16 protein-coding genes are annotated in these 18,278 nt (G+C 45.9%); 12 read left to right on the top strand and 4 right to left on the bottom strand.

From position 1 onward, the window contains the following. Positions 1-477: 477 nt before the first annotated feature. Complete coding sequence (locus VER99_RS17675) at positions 478-3,165, bottom strand: DUF2339 domain-containing protein (protein ID WP_081041983.1); 2,688 nt, start codon at positions 3,163-3,165, stop codon at positions 478-480. 366 nt (positions 3,166-3,531) lie between these two features. Between VER99_RS17675 and VER99_RS17670 the strand changes: the two genes are divergently transcribed. From VER99_RS17670 to VER99_RS17645, 6 genes are all read left to right on the top strand, one after another. Next, positions 3,532-5,340 (top strand): cation:proton antiporter, encoded by a 1,809-nt coding sequence (locus VER99_RS17670; RefSeq protein ID WP_020334384.1) that lies wholly within the window; start codon positions 3,532-3,534, stop codon positions 5,338-5,340. A 210-nt stretch (positions 5,341-5,550) separates the two neighbouring features. Then, on the top strand, positions 5,551-6,570 hold the full coding sequence (fni, locus tag VER99_RS17665) for a type 2 isopentenyl-diphosphate Delta-isomerase (protein ID WP_020334385.1): 1,020 nt from the start codon (positions 5,551-5,553) through the stop codon (positions 6,568-6,570). Positions 6,571-6,759: 189 nt separating this feature from the next. Next, a complete protein-coding gene (locus VER99_RS17660) occupies positions 6,760-7,023 on the top strand; it encodes a DUF3012 domain-containing protein (protein ID WP_014233597.1) in 264 nt (87 codons plus the stop codon). A 192-nt stretch (positions 7,024-7,215) separates the two neighbouring features. Then, on the top strand, positions 7,216-7,617 hold the full coding sequence (locus VER99_RS17655) for a GFA family protein (protein ID WP_020334386.1): 402 nt from the start codon (positions 7,216-7,218) through the stop codon (positions 7,615-7,617). A 234-nt stretch (positions 7,618-7,851) separates the two neighbouring features. Continuing rightward, the gene (locus tag VER99_RS17650; RefSeq protein ID WP_020334387.1) at positions 7,852-9,531 is read left to right on the top strand and encodes an LruC domain-containing protein; all 1,680 of its coding nucleotides are present in this window, start codon (positions 7,852-7,854) and stop codon (positions 9,529-9,531) included. A gap of 10 nt (positions 9,532-9,541) precedes the next feature. Continuing rightward, positions 9,542-9,997: a hypothetical protein gene (locus VER99_RS17645; RefSeq protein WP_020334388.1), complete on the top strand. Its 456-nt coding sequence runs from the start codon at positions 9,542-9,544 to the stop codon at positions 9,995-9,997. A gap of 137 nt (positions 9,998-10,134) precedes the next feature. Here the strand turns inward: VER99_RS17645 and VER99_RS17640 are convergent, their stop codons facing one another. Further along, on the bottom strand, positions 10,135-10,485 hold the full coding sequence (locus VER99_RS17640; protein ID WP_020334389.1) for a rhodanese-like domain-containing protein: 351 nt from the start codon (positions 10,483-10,485) through the stop codon (positions 10,135-10,137). Between the two features lie 258 nt (positions 10,486-10,743). On the opposite strand from VER99_RS17640, the gene VER99_RS17635 reads away from it, so the two are divergent. Further along, on the top strand, positions 10,744-11,034 hold the full coding sequence (locus VER99_RS17635; RefSeq protein ID WP_014233602.1) for a co-chaperone GroES: 291 nt from the start codon (positions 10,744-10,746) through the stop codon (positions 11,032-11,034). Positions 11,035-11,066: 32 nt separating this feature from the next. Continuing rightward, positions 11,067-12,665 (top strand): chaperonin GroEL, encoded by a 1,599-nt coding sequence (groL, locus tag VER99_RS17630; RefSeq protein WP_020334390.1) that lies wholly within the window; start codon positions 11,067-11,069, stop codon positions 12,663-12,665. A gap of 89 nt (positions 12,666-12,754) precedes the next feature. Here groL and VER99_RS17625 read toward each other — a convergent pair whose 3' ends face one another. Continuing rightward, positions 12,755-13,363, bottom strand: coding sequence for a LysE family translocator (locus VER99_RS17625; protein WP_020334392.1), 609 nt, complete (start codon positions 13,361-13,363; stop codon positions 12,755-12,757). A gap of 103 nt (positions 13,364-13,466) precedes the next feature. Here VER99_RS17625 and VER99_RS17620 point away from each other — a divergent pair, with 103 nt between their 5' ends. Then, positions 13,467-14,330, top strand: a complete 864-nt coding sequence (locus VER99_RS17620) for a LysR family transcriptional regulator (protein ID WP_020334394.1) — start codon at positions 13,467-13,469, stop codon at positions 14,328-14,330. A gap of 88 nt (positions 14,331-14,418) precedes the next feature. Then, the gene (locus VER99_RS17615; protein ID WP_020334395.1) at positions 14,419-14,781 is read left to right on the top strand and encodes a VOC family protein; all 363 of its coding nucleotides are present in this window, start codon (positions 14,419-14,421) and stop codon (positions 14,779-14,781) included. A gap of 72 nt (positions 14,782-14,853) precedes the next feature. Here the strand turns inward: VER99_RS17615 and VER99_RS17610 are convergent, their stop codons facing one another. Continuing rightward, positions 14,854-15,798: a helix-turn-helix domain-containing protein gene (locus VER99_RS17610; RefSeq protein WP_020334396.1), complete on the bottom strand. Its 945-nt coding sequence runs from the start codon at positions 15,796-15,798 to the stop codon at positions 14,854-14,856. Positions 15,799-15,994: 196 nt separating this feature from the next. Between VER99_RS17610 and VER99_RS17605 the strand changes: the two genes are divergently transcribed. Together VER99_RS17605 and eutC are read left to right on the top strand one after the other, a co-directional pair. Continuing rightward, positions 15,995-17,407, top strand: coding sequence for an ethanolamine ammonia-lyase subunit EutB (locus tag VER99_RS17605; RefSeq protein ID WP_014233608.1), 1,413 nt, complete (start codon positions 15,995-15,997; stop codon positions 17,405-17,407). Next, on the top strand, positions 17,400-18,278 hold the full coding sequence (gene eutC, locus VER99_RS17600) for an ethanolamine ammonia-lyase subunit EutC (RefSeq protein ID WP_020334398.1): 879 nt from the start codon (positions 17,400-17,402) through the stop codon (positions 18,276-18,278). Before VER99_RS17605 ends, eutC begins: the two co-directional genes overlap by 8 nt.

Here is an 18,278-nt window from a genome sequence, read left to right as displayed (position 1 = left end):
TCGGACCTATTCCAGACGCGCAAGCGAAGCGTCATCTCGATGTTCGAATCTGTTATCGCGTTAGAACTTGTTACCGCGGTAATAGAACAATAGCCGTTTTATATTTGATGTGTAAATGGTTATTTAGTCTAACGGCTTTTTTTAATCACTGATGAGAAGTATATCCATCCAATTACAGTTGTAATTTGGGTAACTATCAGTAAACCACTGCTCTTTCTTATCTTTGAGATACAATACCTTAACTTTGGTAAACACGCTTGCATCAAGATCACGAGTTATTAATTTAGACTGCCTAGGTTTTATAATTTTAACTTTTCCCTGACATTTCTCAGGGCGTAATTTTTAGTTCCGGTTAGTCCATGAAGTAAGTCGGCTTAAGTCGTTTAATCGCTGAGAACGTTGATATGTCTCTTGGAAAAATACAAAAAGAGATTCCGGACGGCTTGCTTTTAGCACGTCGGGAATCTCGGATTTGAATCAAGTTTTGGAAGGTTCCGAGACGGAACGGTGAAATTTCTGGAACAACCACCCAAGCGTAATTAAAGATGCGCCCAAGCCCAGGAAGCTAATAGCACGCCAGAAGCCATCCAGAGAACGTACATCCCACAGGAACACTTTTAACGCAACGCAAGCCAGGATGATGAGACCAATACGTTGCATGTTCATTGATTTTCGAATCACACCAGCCCATGTTAGTAATCCTCCAACAAGCAATCCTGCGACCGAATAACTGAATAGCTCGGCCATGCTGGTCGATTGATATAAAGTCATAGAATTTGTTTGCCAGAACTGTCGGATAGACATACCCAGCCAGATAGCTGCAAGTGTAAACCCGATTCCTGAGATAACATGACGGTGAATTCGTAATGTGTTCCACTTCCTAAATACCGCAGCAGTTAGAATACATGCCGGTAGCAGCCAGCCTAAACTCAACATATTGAAAAGAGGAATGGCTTGAGCGGATACGTTATCAACGTTTAATGGCGATTCAATCGTATTGAGTAATAAAGTCATTAAAGCAAATATGCTCCAAAGCAAGTAACTGTATGCTTGGTAGACGTAAGTGAGTTGCTGTGCGAACTGGCTGCGGTAACTGTATACGAAGCCCATGACTAAAGCCTGGTTCGCGAAGACAATGGCACTGGTAAAGTCGATGTGTCCAAGGTAGCCATATTGTCCCGTTAACCAGTAGTTTGTTTGTGTGAACAATGCGATTAAAAAGACGTGCAGAAATGCACCTTCAAACCAATTGGCGAGATCAACGTCTGCTCTGGTTAGCACGGATCGAGCATACGCAAGAATAACGAGTGCAGGTAGATAACTGAGTAGTACCCACGCCCAGTGCCCTGTTTCAACTGGCTGCCACTGAGGAATAAATGGCAGAAGCGTCAGGCGAACAACCAAAGCACCCATCATTATTTTGACTGCCCAACTGGCAGGGCGAAAATAACCTGCTTGTATTTGTAATGCCATCACAGCCACTTGTGCCGAAATCGCAGTAGTTAGCCACGTATCGCTAAGCCAAACAAAGGAACAGCCAGCAACGATAGCATGAACGACTGCGGAACATTCGTAGGCGAGTCGTGTTAAACGCATGCCCAAATAAACGTAGCAGACTGCAACTAAAGCCGTAAAGAACGTCCAATACCAGGCATAGCTGTACATAAACTCGTGTGCATAAAACAGAACGATTAGCGTCATTGAAGGTGCAAGGGCGAGCAACAAGACACTGGGTATGGAAGAGCGATCATTGAGCCCTTGTATATAGTTCCTTAGCGCAATAAACACGATACTCAATGCTAATGCGAGCAGAATACTGCTCTCACTCTGTGACATGTAGAGCGTGTCAAATGCGACCGAAACAACCAATATAGCGGTTGCTGATACCAGAACCGAAGGCAGGAAAACTCGCGTTGACCAACCCTTACGTAACGCGGGTAGCCAGATAGCTGCAACAAGTAAAATATAGCAATACGCCATTTGAAAGACGTTAAGTTCGGGCATTCTTGTTATTGCAGAAAAGGTCAGCAATACGATTGCAAGAGACGTGATGACAGGAGGGTTTGTCCATTTATTCTGGCAATGGCGATAACGAGGGTTGAGTGTCCACCCTAATCTTGGCAAGGCATAAACCAGATACAACGTGAGCGACAAGTAAATATAAGACCAGGAGAATAAACTCTCTGTCGGAATACTTTCTATCAGAATGAGCATCCAAAGCGCATGCGGTATGGTACTACTCGGTGAGATCCAAGCCCTGCGTACCTTCTGCATAAGCAAAGTGGCCGCAATGGATATTGCGCTGATGTAACCCGCCAACAGGAAATAATCAGGTTCAGCGCCGCTTATCCATAAGGGCGCAGTGTAGCCGCCGATTAATCCCAACACGGCCATTAATGGCCCCTGCCTTAATGACAAAGCGAGGCTGGAAAATGCGGCGACAGCTAAGATCAGCAATGAGATGCTTGGTGTCAGCATCTGGTAGACAACAAACGCAAAAATAACCGTACAGTAAACGCCGGTCAGGCCAGTTCCGGTAATGGCGGCTGGAACATAAGTGAACCCTTGGGCTCGTTGTGCTCGTTCTGGATCGCGCTGTTCTTTTCGGTGAAACCACTCGCCCGCAGCGATCATGGCAAAAGATAAGGTAAAGGCAAAAGCGACACGTACGAAGGGTGAAAACTCAATATGGCTGCCAATCACTTGCACCAAGTAGCCGCCACCAATAAGCATCGCCAACGCTCCCACCCAGACGAGCCAGTTTTCTTGGAGGCTGGAGAGTAACTTTTCGGTTTTGTTTTCCCAATGACTGTTGTCGTTCTCGGCGAAGCCCGCAATCTGAATATCTTCCTGAGCAGTCTGCTGCGCGAAGAACGGCACGGTTGGTGACTCTAGAGCATCATCAGGCTCTGCTTTAGGTTGCGAAGGACCTGCGTCGTGAACATTCGTTTGGCTTGAAGTCGCAGTAGTGGGTTCAGAAGCAGGAGCGGAAGACGATTCACTTGTTTCTGGTTGGCTTTGTTGATCTAACCATCGTGAGCGGAAATCCGACAGCTCTTTGCGGAGCTGCGTTATCTCGTCTTCCAGATTTGAAATTCGTTTTACTGCTTTCAATGTAATTAGCAAGGCGAAAAACGCCATAATCACCGCGAATAAAGTCAACAAGTGCTTTTCTCCCTATCCTGGTCTTTTCAACGGCCTCATGAGGATTCTTAACTTTGAGCACCCAAGTTAAAGCTTAGTTCACGGTCTATACCTGTGAGCGTTGGGATGCTAGGTTCCGCCTAAAATTTTTAGAAACGCTAAAAGAACATTCTACATGTCGAATGTGAGTCGGTAAGTCTCCTTAACGGGAAATGCAGTAAATTCTTAGACTTGCGCGATGATTTGGGGCTTATGTTTCTCTTTTTGGTAATTTTTCGTGCGTTGAACGGTGGAGTAAACGTGAACTCAACTATATTAGTAATTTCAAGCAATAAGATTGTCTCTTGCGTGTTTACGCTAAAACAACGATAAGAATAGGTGACATAGATGCAAGTTGGTAATGAAGCGCTGGTGCTATCAGCGGTTGGGGTGATTGGTTTAGGGTGTCAGTGGTTAGCTTGGCGACTTCGTTTGCCAGCGATACTGTTTTTGCTGTTGGCTGGCCTTGTTGTCGGGCCATTAATGCAGTGGCTGAAACCGGATGAAATATTAGGAAACTTACTCTTTCCGTTGGTCTCGCTGGCAGTGGCCGTTATTCTGTTTGAAGGAAGCCTAACGCTAAATTTTAAAGAGATTCGCGGAGTGAGTGGCTCAGTGTGGAGTATTGTCTCTTTTGGCGCGATTATCTCTTGGGCCGTGACGAGTGTGGCGACACATTATTTCTTGGGTTTTTCATGGGAGCTGGCAATGTTGTTTGGCAGCTTGACCGTCGTAACGGGGCCTACCGTGATTGTCCCGCTGCTAAGAACTGTGAGACCAAACAGCACTCTGGCTAATATTCTGCGTTGGGAAGGGATTCTGATTGATCCGCTTGGTGCGCTATTTGTGGTCATGGTTTACGAGTTTATCGTGTCACACAGCGCGGTCAATAGCGCCGAAGTCTTTGCCAAGATCATCGCCGTTGGTGTCATTCTTGGCGTTGCATCTGGCGCGGCGGTGTCAGCAGCGTTGCGTCGGGCATGGTTACCAGAATATTTACAGCCGTTTGCCGTGTTGATGGTGGTACTTGGCGTCTTCTCGGTTTCCAATCATTTAGAATCTGAAGCAGGGCTGCTTACTGTCACCGTTATGGGGATGTGGCTCGCCAATGCAAAAGAGATCAACATTCAGCAGATATTGCACTTCAAAGAGCACTTGACCATTTTGCTTATTACCGGCTTGTTTATCTTTTTAGCCGCTCGCATAAGCTTGGATGACTTTACTGCTCTGGGATCTGGCGCCTTGATGCTATTTGTCTTCATGCAGTTGGTCTCGCGTCCGTTATCAATATTCCTCGCTACGATACGCAGTAATTTAGGTCTCAAGGAAAAACTGTTTCTGTCATGGGTTGCACCGCGTGGTATTGTTGCGGCCTCTATTTCGTCTCTTTTTGCTATTAAGCTAATCGAATACGGTGTCAGTGGTGCTAGCCTGCTTGTACCAATGACCTTCATGGTAATTATTGGAACCGTTGTGCTACAAAGTGCGACGGCTCGCCCTGTCGCGGTTGCCTTAGGGGTCGCAGAGCCTGCGCCGAGAGGTTTCTTATTGATTGGTGCGAACCGAGTTGCCAGAGAAATAGGTCAGGCATTAGCGCGTTATGACAGACGTGTTCTCATGACGGACTCAAACTGGGAATACATCAGTCAAGTTCGCATGCTCGGTCTGGATTATTACTATGGGAACCCGATATCCAGCCACGCAGACGATAACCTCAATTTAATTGGTATTGGTCAGGTTGTCGCCCTGACGCCGGATCAACATTTCAACATTATGGCTTGTATGCAGTTTGTCGATGAGTTCGGCGAAGATAAAGTGCATTGTCTGCAAAAAACCAAAACAAACGGTAATGGCAGTGAAAAGCACACCGTCGCTCAGGAATATCATGGCAGGCTGCTGATGGGCGGTAATGTCAGTTACAGCCAACTGGCGAGTTTATTGAGCCGTGGAGCGGAAATAAAACATACTAAGCTCAGTGACAGTTTCACCTATCAGGATTATTTGGCGCATCACAATAGCAATTTGCTCACTCCACTGTTTTATGTGGAAGAAAAGGGCAAAATTCACTTCTGTGACGATCCCGAACAGTTTGCACCAAACACGACCAGCACGGTGGTGTCTTTGATTATGCCTGAAAGCAATCAACAGCCGTTATAGAATCTATTGAGTTGGCATCTTGCCGATTTGTTATCCAAGCTTATAAAAGCTGCTAGCCTCACATGCGTTAAACTTGTGAGGTAAAAAGCAAAGTAAATCAATGGTCTTGGCAGGTTTAAAGGAAGTACGGCGGATATTTCAGAAATTTCGCATTGACGTTACTGACAAGGATCGCAATACTGCGCGACTGTTTTACTTTAGGGTGACATTATGGCTCCGCAAACTAATCGAAAAGATTTACACCTAGACGCTGTTTTACATCATGACATGAGCATGAAGCATAAAACGGCGGGCTTCGAGTCTGTCGAATTTGAGCACTGTGCGCTGCCAGAATGTGACTTTAACGCCATCGACCTGTCTACCGAGTTCTTAGGTCGAAGACTGGCTCTGCCATTTTTAATCAGTTCGATGACAGGTGGAGCCAAAGACGCGGAAGCAATCAATTGCCGTTTGGCTGAAGCGGCAAGTGAATTAGGTATTGCGATGGGAGTCGGCTCTCAACGCATTAGTCTGGAACAGAGTCTGAACTCAGGTTTAGGCCGAACGATTCGGGCTCTGGCTAAAGGTGTGCCGTTGTATTCCAATTTAGGTGCAGCTCAACTGCGTGATAAAGAAAATTTGGACAATGCTCAACGAGCCGTAGACGCCATTCAAGCCGATGCTCTGATCGTGCATGTGAACCCGATGCAAGAAGCTTTTCAGGCAAATGGTGATCACAACTGGATTGGTGTGATTCATGCGATTGAAAAACTGGAATCACGAGTGGATGTTCCGATCATCGTCAAGGAAGTCGGGTTTGGTATTAGCGGCTCTATGGCTGAAAAACTGGTCGACGCAGGTGTTAAAGCCATTGACGTGGCGGGAGCTGGCGGCACTAGCTGGAGTGCGGTCGAAGGTTTTTGCCAGGAGAATGCCCGTATGAAGCGTGCAGCGGAGCTGTTTCGTGACTGGGGAATACCAACGGCTACCTGTCTTGAACAAATTCGCGCTCAGTACCCTGCGTTACCTTTAATCGCATCTGGCGGTGTTCACAACGGGTTAGAAGCTGCCAAAGCGATCCACTTGGGCGCCAACTTGGTTGGCCAGGCGGGGGCTGTGCTGAAAGCCGCGACAATAAGTACTCAAAACGTTGTTGAACATTTCGAACAAATGGCACTGGAATTACGTTTGGCGTGTTTCGGTACCGGATCGGCGAATCTATTTTCTTTGCCTACAGCGAAGCGTTTATAGTCGCAGGACGATGTGTGCGCTAGTCCAATGATTTTAGATAAATTGTCGATGTCTTAACACGTAGACTGATAATTTAGTTATAGTTTATACAAAAGTCGCTTCAAGATGTTGTGTTCGACAGTCATGTTTGATTGCCTCATCTGGGCGTTACTTGTCTAGAACATTCTTTGACACTGGAACCTAAATCTTATGAAAAAATTGGTAATGTTACTGTTGGCGTCTGCGGCTTTAACTGCTTGTAGCGACGAAGTTGGCACCGAGAGTTGGTGTAACGACATGCGAGACAAACCAAAAACTGAGTGGACAACAGAAAGTGCCATGGATTTTGCTAAGCATTGCGTCCTTCAAGATGGCGTGGGCAGTGAACAGTGGTGTAAGGACCTGAAAGAGAAGCCAAAAGGCGACTGGACTGCGAATGAAGCGTCTAGCTACACTAAACACTGTATTTTCTAATTGAGCTGAAACGCTCAATGTTTATCTCCCAAAGCCAAGCTCACTGCTTGGCTTTCTTATATCAGCAAGCTTTTATTACCTTTTCATTTCATTTTTGAAAACCTGCATTTCCCTTCTTTTATTTGTCTTATACCAATGGCATGTTTATCTCTAAATCAAGCTTATGTACTCACGACTAAGAAAGGGACGTTCATGAAACTACTTAAAGGCTCATGCTTGTGTGGCAAAGTAAAATTAGAAGTGGCGGATGAATTCAAATACATGGGAAATTGCCATTGCTCTGAATGCCGTAAGTTTACGGGCTCTGACTATTCTTCGGCTGGTGGCGTTGCGCTGGATAAACTGCTGATAACGGAAGGTCAAGACAACATTCAAGCCTATAAAAAGAGTGAAAATACCGAGCTGTGCTTTTGCCGTCATTGTGGTTCGAGTTTGTATTCGAAAAAGAATAACGGGATCGTAAACATTCGTCTGGGCGTTTTGGATGATGCGCCTTCACACAAGCCAAGCTTTCACATTTTTGTTGGCTCAAAAGCGCCGTGGTTAGAGATAACCGACAATCTGACTCAGTTTGAGGCGGGACCAAAGTTTTAGGCCAAATCCTTCACTATCGTGAGGCGAATACCAACGCCTCGCGCATTAAACCTAAGTGTGCACGAGCACGCTTTCTACGCTCCCAAGGCTTCTATTTCGCTTGTCATGTTCATTCTCAAAATGAGAAAAAATAGAATTGTCAACATAACTAGTTGTTAAGTATTTGATTTTTTTAGGCACCATAATTGCTCTTTCTTGCATATGACCAACGTCCGGTTTAAGAAGGGGAACATTATGAGAACAGGGAAACTACTTGCGCTTTCTGGCTGCTGCTTATCACTTTCAGCGAATGCGCTCACGACCAGTGATTTTACTTTTGAATCTGGTAGTGACAGTTCAAATTATTCAGCAAAAGGTAAACCCGTTAATACCTATTCGGTTGCAGAATCTTTACCACAAGATGTGCTTAGCAACGTTTACTCTATGCTGCCAGAAGGCACGCTCGTCAACAGTGCCTTTATTGCGCCAGAACGTTATTCCAGCATTGATATTGATGACGAACTGAATGGTGCGGAGTTCGCAACAGCAAAAGTCACCTTTTTGAATGAGGGAGCAGGGTATCGAAATACGCTCGGTTATTTCGTTTTTGATACGAACAATCCACCCGTCAATAAAGATGAAATCGAAGCGCACGTGATCATTTTTCCTAACACATCTAAAGCACCAGATGGGGAGATGCAAGAAGGTGACACGATCGATTTAAATGTGCAGCTCACCGCAGGTCAAACTCTCGCATTCTTTATTATTCCGAATGGCTGGGGGTGGTCTGGTTCGTATAACAACATCGCCAGCCTTGGCAGTTGGGGCACGCCGTTTTATAGCTTCTCGAATCTGAACCCAGAGTCGACTTCAGAAAATCGTCGTCACAATGTGGCATTTATCGACACGCAAAATGAGTTTCTCGTGCTGGGTTTTGAAGATATTTTTCGTCCAGATGGCGACAACGACTTCAACGATTTGCTGTTTACTGTCGAAGTCAGCCCATTCACTGCCATTGATGGCGTCAACACCGATGGCTCCACAGATTCGAAGTACGAGCCACTAGTGCAGGAAAACAACCCAGAAGTCACGGTGACCTCGGTGTATCCAAGCTCAGATACCTACGCGACGATGGCGTTTGAAGATCGCTGGCCACTGATGGGCGATTACGACTTCAATGATGTGGTGTGGCGTTATCGTGTCACCGAGTTGCTAAATGGTCAGCGTGAAATCAAAAACATCACTTTTGATTTCACACTGCAGGCGATGGGAGCAGGGTTCTCTAACGGTTTTGCTATTCATCTGCCAAATGTAGACCCAACCAATCTTGCGTCGACAGAACTGACACGAAATGGCGAACTCGTTACTCATCAAGTGGTGCAATCCGGTGGAGAGGCGGTGCTTGTGGTCTCGGAAAATTTGCGCAAAGACTTAGAAATATTGGGTGAGTTAGACAGCAGCTGCACTTTCTATCGCACTCAAAACGCGTGTATTGGCCAACAAACATCTGATGTTCTTAATTATCAACTCATGGTTGAGTTATCGAACCCTGTATCACGTGAGCAGGTAGGGTATCCGCCGTATGATTCTTTCATCTTTGCTTCTAAAGATTTGTACCATGGCGATTTTACTGCAACCCCTCCAGGTATGAGTTGGCAAACACACTTCAAATCCTTCGCGGGAACGAGTGAGATGAATAATACCTTCTTCAATCAGCACGACGATAATTCCGGTGGCTCTGAATCATTTTTGACGGACAACAACATGCCATGGGCAATCAACATTCGTGATGAGTGGGATCATCCGGTCGAAAACGTCGACATCAGTAAAGCGTATAAAGCTTTTCCAACTTGGGTAACCAGCAGTGGCGAGTCAGACACTAAGTGGTATCAAGCCTCAACTGCGAACAAAGTAATTCCTGCGACTCAGCAGTAAGGAGCCTGACATGAAACATTCAACAAAATTACTTATCACTTCATTGATTTCGGCACTAACCATGGCTTGTGGAGGCGGCGGTGGAGGTGGTGGTTCAAGCACTCCTCCTACGCCAGCAGTAGCTGAGGTGAGCGACAATACGGCGGATATCGTGGCGGAACGCGATTTCTCATTTGATATCGGTGAAAAAATTACTCTCTCTGTTAACTATACTGGCTCGACTGAGGGAGCTTTGCACCTGTACTCAAAAGCGGCGTATACCACAGAGAATGGCACAGTGATTGCCGACCCAATCTCTCGTGTGACGACTGTTTATCCAACGGAGACGGAAGTCGTAGAGCTAGAAGTGAACGGAAACTGGACGCACCTTTACGCTCAATGGGTACCGATGAGTGCCAAGGAGTCTGAGCAAAATTGGTCTATTGCGCTAAACAACACCAATAACAACTATCACCTTGATTTTTAGTGTGTGATTTTACGAAGAATAGGGGGCACTCGCTTAAAAGGACTTAAGCGTTTTTTAAACTAGGGGAACCAACAGAGCGCGTTGTGATAAATCGGCAACGCGCTCTGCTTTTTTATCGACAAGAGCAAATCAAGGCGCTATTTAGCGCTTTGTAACTCTTCAAACCCACCTGCGTTATGCAGATTCGTGAAACCTTGAGATTGGAGATACTGATAGGCTTGCGCTGAACGGTTTCCGCTGCGGCAGTACAGAACGATCAATTGATCTTTATTAACGTCTTTAAAATGCTTATCCAGTTCAGACAAAGGGAAGTTCACCGCATTATCTAAATGCCCCTCAGAGAATTCTTGCGGAGTACGCACATCGACGATCATTGCGCCTTGCTCTATCAACAGCCAACCTTGCTCTGCGCGCTCAGAAGCCGCGACGTTCGGAGCAAGCAAACCTAAGCTCAGCGTTGCAAGAACCAGAGAAATTACCTTTTTCATACTTTCGTTATCCTTATCAAACCAAGTGTGCCACTGCGTACTATGCCCACCATCATAGATCCAATAAGAGTGATGGTGAATGAGAATTTCCAATAAAGGGCGTTGTTCAAACCAATAAAAAATTTTTATGAATTTTCCCCTTGAACTCCAATTTTTCGACCTTATTATTTTCAGCGTAAGCGAGCATACGACTCGCAACTTCATCTTTATGTTCAATTTTTGTCTTTTATTTTTTGTATTGAGTAGGAGGCACTCCAAATGAAAATTCGTCCTTTAAATGACAAGCTGCTTGTTGAAAGACAAGAAGTGGAAAATACATCAGAAGGGGGAATCGTTCTAACTTCTCAATCGGTTAAAAAGTCCAACCGAGGTAAGGTCATTGCAGTTGGTTTAGGTAAGCGTCTGGAAAATGGCGATCGCGCAGCGATGGAAGTCAAAGTGGGCGACCAGATCATTTTCAATGACGGCTACGGTGTGAAAACCGAAAAAATTGATGGCGCAGAATATTTGATTCTGTCCGAGTCTGATGTGTTAGCAATCGTTGAGTAATTGTTTTTGTAGTAGTTTTTAAGGAGATAACCATGGCTGCAAAAGATGTGTTATTTGCTAATGACGCGCGTCAAAAAATGCTGAAAGGTGTGAACTTACTTGCGGATGCAGTAAAAGTGACACTCGGTCCAAAAGGTCGCAATGTTGTTTTAGATAAATCTTACGGTGCGCCAACCATCACGAAAGATGGGGTGTCTGTTGCGAAAGAAATCGAGCTCAAAGACAAATTCGAAAATATGGGCGCACAAATGGTGAAGCAAGTTGCGTCCAAAGCGAACGATGAAGCGGGTGACGGTACAACAACCGCAACGGTGTTGGCACAATCTTTCATCAACGAAGGTCTTAAAGCGGTGGCTTCGGGCATGAACCCAATGGACCTAAAACGCGGTATCGACAAAGCCACCGAAGCGGCAGTTGAGAAACTACGTGAAATGTCCAAACCATGCAGTGACAAAGAATCCATTACTCAAGTTGGTAGCATTTCTGCAAACAGCGATCGTGCGATCGGCGAAATCATTGCAGAAGCGATGGAAAAAGTAGGTCGCAATGGTGTGATTACCGTTGAAGAAGGTCAAGGCCTGGACAACGAATTGTCTGTGGTTGAAGGTATGCAATTCGACCGCGGTTACTTGTCGCCATACTTCATCACAAACCAAGAAAATGGCAGCGTAGAGCTAGATAATCCATACATTCTTTTGGTGGACAAAAAAGTCAGCAGTATCCGTGAGCTATTGCCAGTGCTGGAAGCGGTGGCAAAATCTTCTCGATCACTATTGATCATTGCTGAAGACATCGAAGGCGAAGCGCTGGCGACACTGGTCGTGAACAACATGCGTGGTATCGTACGCGCAGCGGCCGTGAAAGCACCTGGGTTTGGTGACAACCGCAAAGCGATGATGGAAGACATTGCGGTACTAACCGCGGGTACCGTTATTTCTGAAGAAATCGGTCTAGAGCTAGAAAAGGCAACGATAGAGCAACTGGGTAGTGCGAAGAAAGTTACTATCAACAAAGATACAACCACAATCGTAGGTGGTAGTGCCAAAGCCGAAGCGATTGCTGATCGCGTCGCGTCGATTGAAAAACAAATGGAAACCACGACATCTCAATATGACAAAGACAAGCTACAGCAACGTATTGCGAAGCTTTCTGGTGGCGTAGCCGTGATCAAAATCGGTGCGGCAACCGAAGTTGAGATGAAAGAGAAGAAAGATCGCGTGGACGATGCGCTACATGCAACTCGTGCCGCGGTTGAAGAAGGTATTGTCGCTGGTGGTGGTGTGGCCCTAATTAAGATCGCGAAAGAATTGGCGGCTCTAAAAGGTGAAAACGATGATCAAAATGTTGGTATCCGTGTTGCACTCCGTGCAATGGAAGAACCTCTTCGCCAAATCGCAGCCAACGCTGGTGATGAAGCATCCGTGGTTGCGAATGCTGTAAAAGCGGGTGACGCAGATTACGGTTACAACGCAGCTACGGGTGAATACGGCAACATGATCGAAATGGGCATCCTCGACCCAGCGAAAGTAACACGTTCTGCGCTTCAATTCGCAGCGTCTGTTGCTGGTTTGATGATCAGCACAGAAGCGATGATCACTAACCACGTAGATGACAAAGAGCTTGATATCTAACGAAGTGAATCGTTAGTGATTAAGTCATTGTTATACAGCCATAACATTGCAAAGTTAAAGCGGGCTCAGATGAGTCCGCTTTTTTCTAATTATTTCAATCCAAGCATAGCGCCGAACAGGATCAGGCCCGCTCCACATGCTTGATTGAGTCGATGTTTCAGCTTGAGCAATAGCGTTTGTAGATATGGCGAGGTAAACAGTACCGCTACCATCGAGAACCAAATGCCATGCAACGCAATCATGTACGCCCCATAGATCAGAGCGCTGTTTTGGTTGTCCGCTTCAGGGTTGATTACTTGACTAAAGATACTTAAGAAAAACAACATCGTTTTTGGGTTGAGGACGTTACACAGAAAGCCCTGAAAAAAGAACTGCCAATCAGGAGCACACTCGTGTGCGGCTTGCCCTTCAGCTTGCTGTGATGGTGAAGCAAAAAGGCCTTTTAATCCGAGGTAAACCAAATAGGCCGCACCTAAGTAACGAATCATACTAAACAGCCATTCATTTTGTGAAATTAAGTAACTGATCCCGAATAAAGAGTAGGAGATATGTATTGAGATAGCGAGGCTGATTCCGACTGCGCTCCAAATGCCCGCGCGTCTGCCTTGGTTAAGACTATTTTTTAATACCAACACAAAATCGGCTCCAGGGCTAATAACAATAAGTATGCCTAGTAACGCAAGGCTGAACAACTCCATGATGACTCCTGTTTATTTGTTGTTATGGACACACGAATTGTAGGCTGACAACTCGAAGACTATAATCGAAACAAATTCCAAAACCTGTGAGAATAATTCACCTATGAGGCACCTAAAATCCTTTCAAGTTTTTCACGTTGCGGCGTCTTCATCCAGTTTTACAGAAGCGGCAGATAAGCTGAGCATTACTCATGGTGCAGTGAGTAAGCAGATAAAAGTGCTAGAGAGCTATCTCGAACAGCCTCTGTTTTACAAGCAAGGTCGAAATGTCTTTCTCACGAAAGAAGGGGAAATATTGAAAGGTTATACGCAGCAAGCTTTTCAGGCTTTGGAAAACGGCGTGAGCAAATTACAGCAACAAAAGCATCAATGCTTAGAGGTGTCGTGTGAACCAACCTTGACCATGCGTTGGTTGATGCCGCGGCTGTCTGATTTTAATGAAGGATGCGGAGCTGACGTTCGTTTGTCCACGGCTGGGGGGACAGTAGCACTAGGTTCAACTGGGCTCTCTATGGCGATTCGTCGAGACGATTTTGAGCCACTGCACGAATACCCAAAAACGCTATTAGTTGAAGAGTGGGTGGGTCCTGTTTTCTCTCCAAATTATTGGCAGCAAGTTAAACAAGACGTGTGCAAAGTTAAGTTATTACACAGCAAAACCAGGCCGGACGCTTGGCAAGAATGGATGGCAAGCGCTGAGCATCCAGAAATGCGTGAGAATGCGCAGCAGACTTTTAACCATTTCTACTTTTGTATCCAAGCCGCGATAGATGGTTTAGGTGCTGCGTTAGGATCTTACCCTTTGGTGATGGATGATCTTGAGCGTGGTAATCTCATTGCACCTTTTGGCTTCACGTTATCAGGCTATGATTATGTTTTACTTCATCAAGATAAGGCTCTAACTCAATTAGAACGGAAGTTTGTGGATTGGTTGCAGGAACAAATAGCAGAATGCGTACCATCGTAATAAGAAATCAAGGAGCTAGCTGGTGAGATGCTCTCGCGTTGATTAAAGTTGATTGATAAGTCAGTGTTACTGAATTTGGATCTAGGAAATGGAAAACCTGAATATTGTAGAAATAAAGTCGTTTATACCAGCCAAGGATTATGAGCTTTCAAAGCAGTTTTATCAGGAAGCTGGTTTTGAGATGGCGTCCGATTTTGGTGACGTGGCGTACTTCTTCCGAGGGAAGCATGCTTTCCTTTTACAAAACTTTTATGAGCCGGAACATTGTCATAACTTCATGATGCATTTGCTGGTGGAGGACGTCCAAAGCTGGCACCAGCATCTGTCACAATTGAATCATGATAAGTTTGGTTCCCGTCTTACTGATTTGGTCGATCAGCCCTGGGGGATGCGTGAATGCTGTCTGTTTGACCCAAGTGGCGCGTTGTGGCGTATTGCTCAGAATATCTAAGCCTTACAAGCGTGTATAGTTCGAAAGCACTTGAGAGGAAGTGATTACTTACTTCTGAAAAATCTCATTTCATCAGATGCATTGCCTTGTTTCCGAGGGCATTTCACCAAACAGTTGTTTGTAACTTTGGCCGAACTGTCCGAGATGGAAAAAGCCAAAGTCAAAGGCTATCTCTGCGATGTTACGAGTTTCTTGAGGATTTTGCAGTATACGGCGTATCTGATTCAGTCGCATTCGATGAATAAATTGTTTCGGAGAAGTATCGCAGCACGCTTCAAATGTATATTGCAACGTTCGACGGCTCACATGTACAGCCTCACACAGTTCACTTACGGTAATTGGGGTTCTGTAATCCTGATTTTCCAAATATTGTCGAATGCGGTTCATCACAACTTGTCGCTGAGAGGATGCTTTTGGCGCGGCTTCTTGCTGCGAACTTAACGAAAACAGTTCCATCAGGACATCTTTGACGACCGTTTGATGCGTTTCGCACGACCATCGTGCCTGGTTGGGATCAAGTAATATGCCCAAGTAATATTTGAGTTGTTGAATGTGACGCTCGCTTAAGCCAGACAAGTAGAGCTCTTGCCCTTTAACATCGTCAAGCTCGAGTTGCTCTTTAAGCTGCTGAACAAAACCTTGCTTTAGCACCATGCCATAAATCGAAAAGGCTTCTGGCGTAATTAACTCGAAGTCTACTCCCCCTTGGCGAAGTAAAAGTTTGTCAGCATCAAGTTGTGAATGGTTGATATGCAACGCTTTATCTTCAACGCTTATCCCCAGCCAAACCCCACCTTCCTCGACACGGCATTGCTGTCTCAGTGCACGGTTACTGTCTTCACGAAATACATGCACAGTGTTGAATCGTCGCTCTCTGATTTGCCCTAGGAAGCGCCCATTGCTGATTTGGTCATATTCCTGCTGCCAATTGACAAGGCTTGCTGCTTGTTGGTTTGCATCTTTTGTGGGATTTGTGCACAAAGTTGGTGCGGCAGAGATCTGTTCATCATTCATCATATTTACTTCCGATGCCTGTTTAGTGAATCAAAGTAGGGCAAAACATAGTTAACATACTGTTTAAAAACCCTTTTTTAACATTGCCGATTTTTGATAATCATCGGGAATGCATTTCGCTTTAATCCCTATAGAAACTTATAGAACTATCAGCAGAAAAATTGCAAAAACTGAACCATGTAGTTGAAGGGGAAGAATCATGACCGCAACTTATCGTCGGCAACAAGGAAGTAAGGTGTATACCTTTGAGTCATTGGCAGACTTGATGGCAAAAGCTACCCCGGAGCGATCTGGCGATGCGCTGGCCGGAGTATGTGCCGAGTCAGCCGCAGAGCGCGTCGTGGCGCAAATGACCTTATCCGAGCTGCCTCTAAAAACCTTTCTAAACGAAGTCGTGATCCCGTATGAAAGCGATGAAATCACGCGCTTAATTATTGATACTCACGACCGTGAAGCCTTTCAACCGATCGAACACCTGACGGTAGGTGACTTTCGCAACTGGTTGTTGAGCGAACAAGCGGACAGTGTCACGTTAGCCAAAATTCGTCCCGGTCTAACGCCTGAAATGGTGGCGGCGGTAAGCAAGATCATGCGCAATCAAGACCTGATTCTGGTCGCGAAAAAGTGCCAGGTAGTGACGGCTTTCCGTAATACGATTGGTTTACCAAGCCGCTTATCCACCCGTTTGCAGCCTAATCATCCGACCGACTCTCTTAATGGCATAGCCGCGACGATCTTTGATGGCCTGATGTACGGCAACGGTGATGCGGTAATTGGCATCAACCCGGCAACTGACAACGTACCTCAAGCCGTCAAGTTGATGAAATTGATGGACGAGGTTATTCAGCACTATCAAATTCCTACCCAATCTTGTGTTCTGACCCACGTGACCAACACCATCGAGGCTATCGAGATGGGTGCACCTGTCGATCTGGTTTTCCAGTCAATCGGTGGTACACAAGGCACTAACGACACGTTTGGTATCAACCTGGCTGTATTAAAAGAAGCGCACGAAGCAGCGCTTTCACTTAACCGAGGAACGGTTGGTAACAACGTGATGTATTTCGAGACCGGACAGGGCACGGCTTTGTCAGCAAACGCTTTTCACGGTGTCGATCAGCAAACCTGTGAAACTCGTGCGTATGCCGTAGCAAGGCAGTTTGATCCTTTGTTGGTAAACACTGTGGTTGGTTTTATCGGGCCTGAATACTTGTTTGATGGCAAACAGATCATTCGTGCCGGTCTGGAAGATCACTTCTGTGGCAAGCTTCTTGGGCTGCCGATGGGCTGCGATATCTGCTACACCAATCATGCTTATGCTGATCAAAATGACATGGACAACCTTCTTACACTGTTGGGCGTAGCCGAATGTTCTTTCATCATGGGCATTCCTGGTTCTGATGACATCATGCTCAACTATCAAACCACTTCATTCCACGACGCGTTATACGCGAGAAAAGTGCTGGGATTAAAGCCTGCGCCTGAGTTCGAACAGTGGCTTACCGACATGCAAATTTTCGAAGACGTACACGAGGTGCGTTTAAACGACCGCATTTCTAATTCGTTTGCCGGCGCAATTTCACAGCTGAATAAGGGGCGTGCTCATGGGTAAAGTGGTTTCAATCTCAGACGGCGCGACAGCAAAAGTCGTGACACGTAATCCTTGGGATAAATTACGTGAGTTTACTTCTGCGCGTATCGCTCTGGGTCGCAGTGGAAATAGTGTTCCGACGGATGAATTGCTCTCTTTTCAGCTCGATCACGCCCAGGCGATGGACGCAGTGCATTGTACTCTGAATGTAGACTCTCTGGTCGCCCAGCTGTCCGACTCGTACTCGATTCTCAAACAAACACTTGAGCCACCTGTCGTGGTGACAAGCAAAGTCACCGATCGATTCATGTATTTGCAGCGACCAGATCTAGGCCGCCAGCTTGATGAAGCGTCCTGGAACACGCTTGAAGCCATTGGCAAGGAACACAATACCGAGCTCGATTTAGCGATCGTTATCGCCGATGGTCTTTCTTCTGTCGCGATCCAGAACCATGCCTTACCCGTTATCAGCCGCTTAGTTTCACTAATGAGTGGTGATGAAGAACACCAATGGAATTTAGCGCCTATCGCTATTGTGAAGCAGGGGCGAGTCGCGGTCGGTGATGATGTCGGCGAGTGCTTTAATGCCAAGGCCGTGTTGGTTCTTATCGGCGAAAGACCAGGACTGACATCGCCAGACAGTATGGGCATGTACCTGACTTGGGGAGCGAAACGCGGCTCGAAGGATTCCGACCGAAACTGTATTTCTAACGTGCGACCGCAAGGGCTCAATTATGACGATGCCTGTCAGCGCGCATTCTATTTGCTTAAAGAGGCTCGAAGACTCCAACTCTCAGGCGTGAACTTAAAGGACCGTTCTGCCATTGACGAAGAGAGTGGTGGCGATCTCGAAGATAAGCACAACAACAATTTCTTAATTTCTAAAATGTAG

Origin of the sequence: Vibrio natriegens NBRC 15636 = ATCC 14048 = DSM 759 (assembly GCF_035621455.1) — a bacterium.
Lineage (GTDB): Bacteria > Pseudomonadota > Gammaproteobacteria > Enterobacterales > Vibrionaceae > Vibrio > Vibrio natriegens.
The sequence above is the reverse complement of the archived record's forward strand: the minus strand, read 5'-3'. Positions and strand labels throughout refer to the sequence as shown.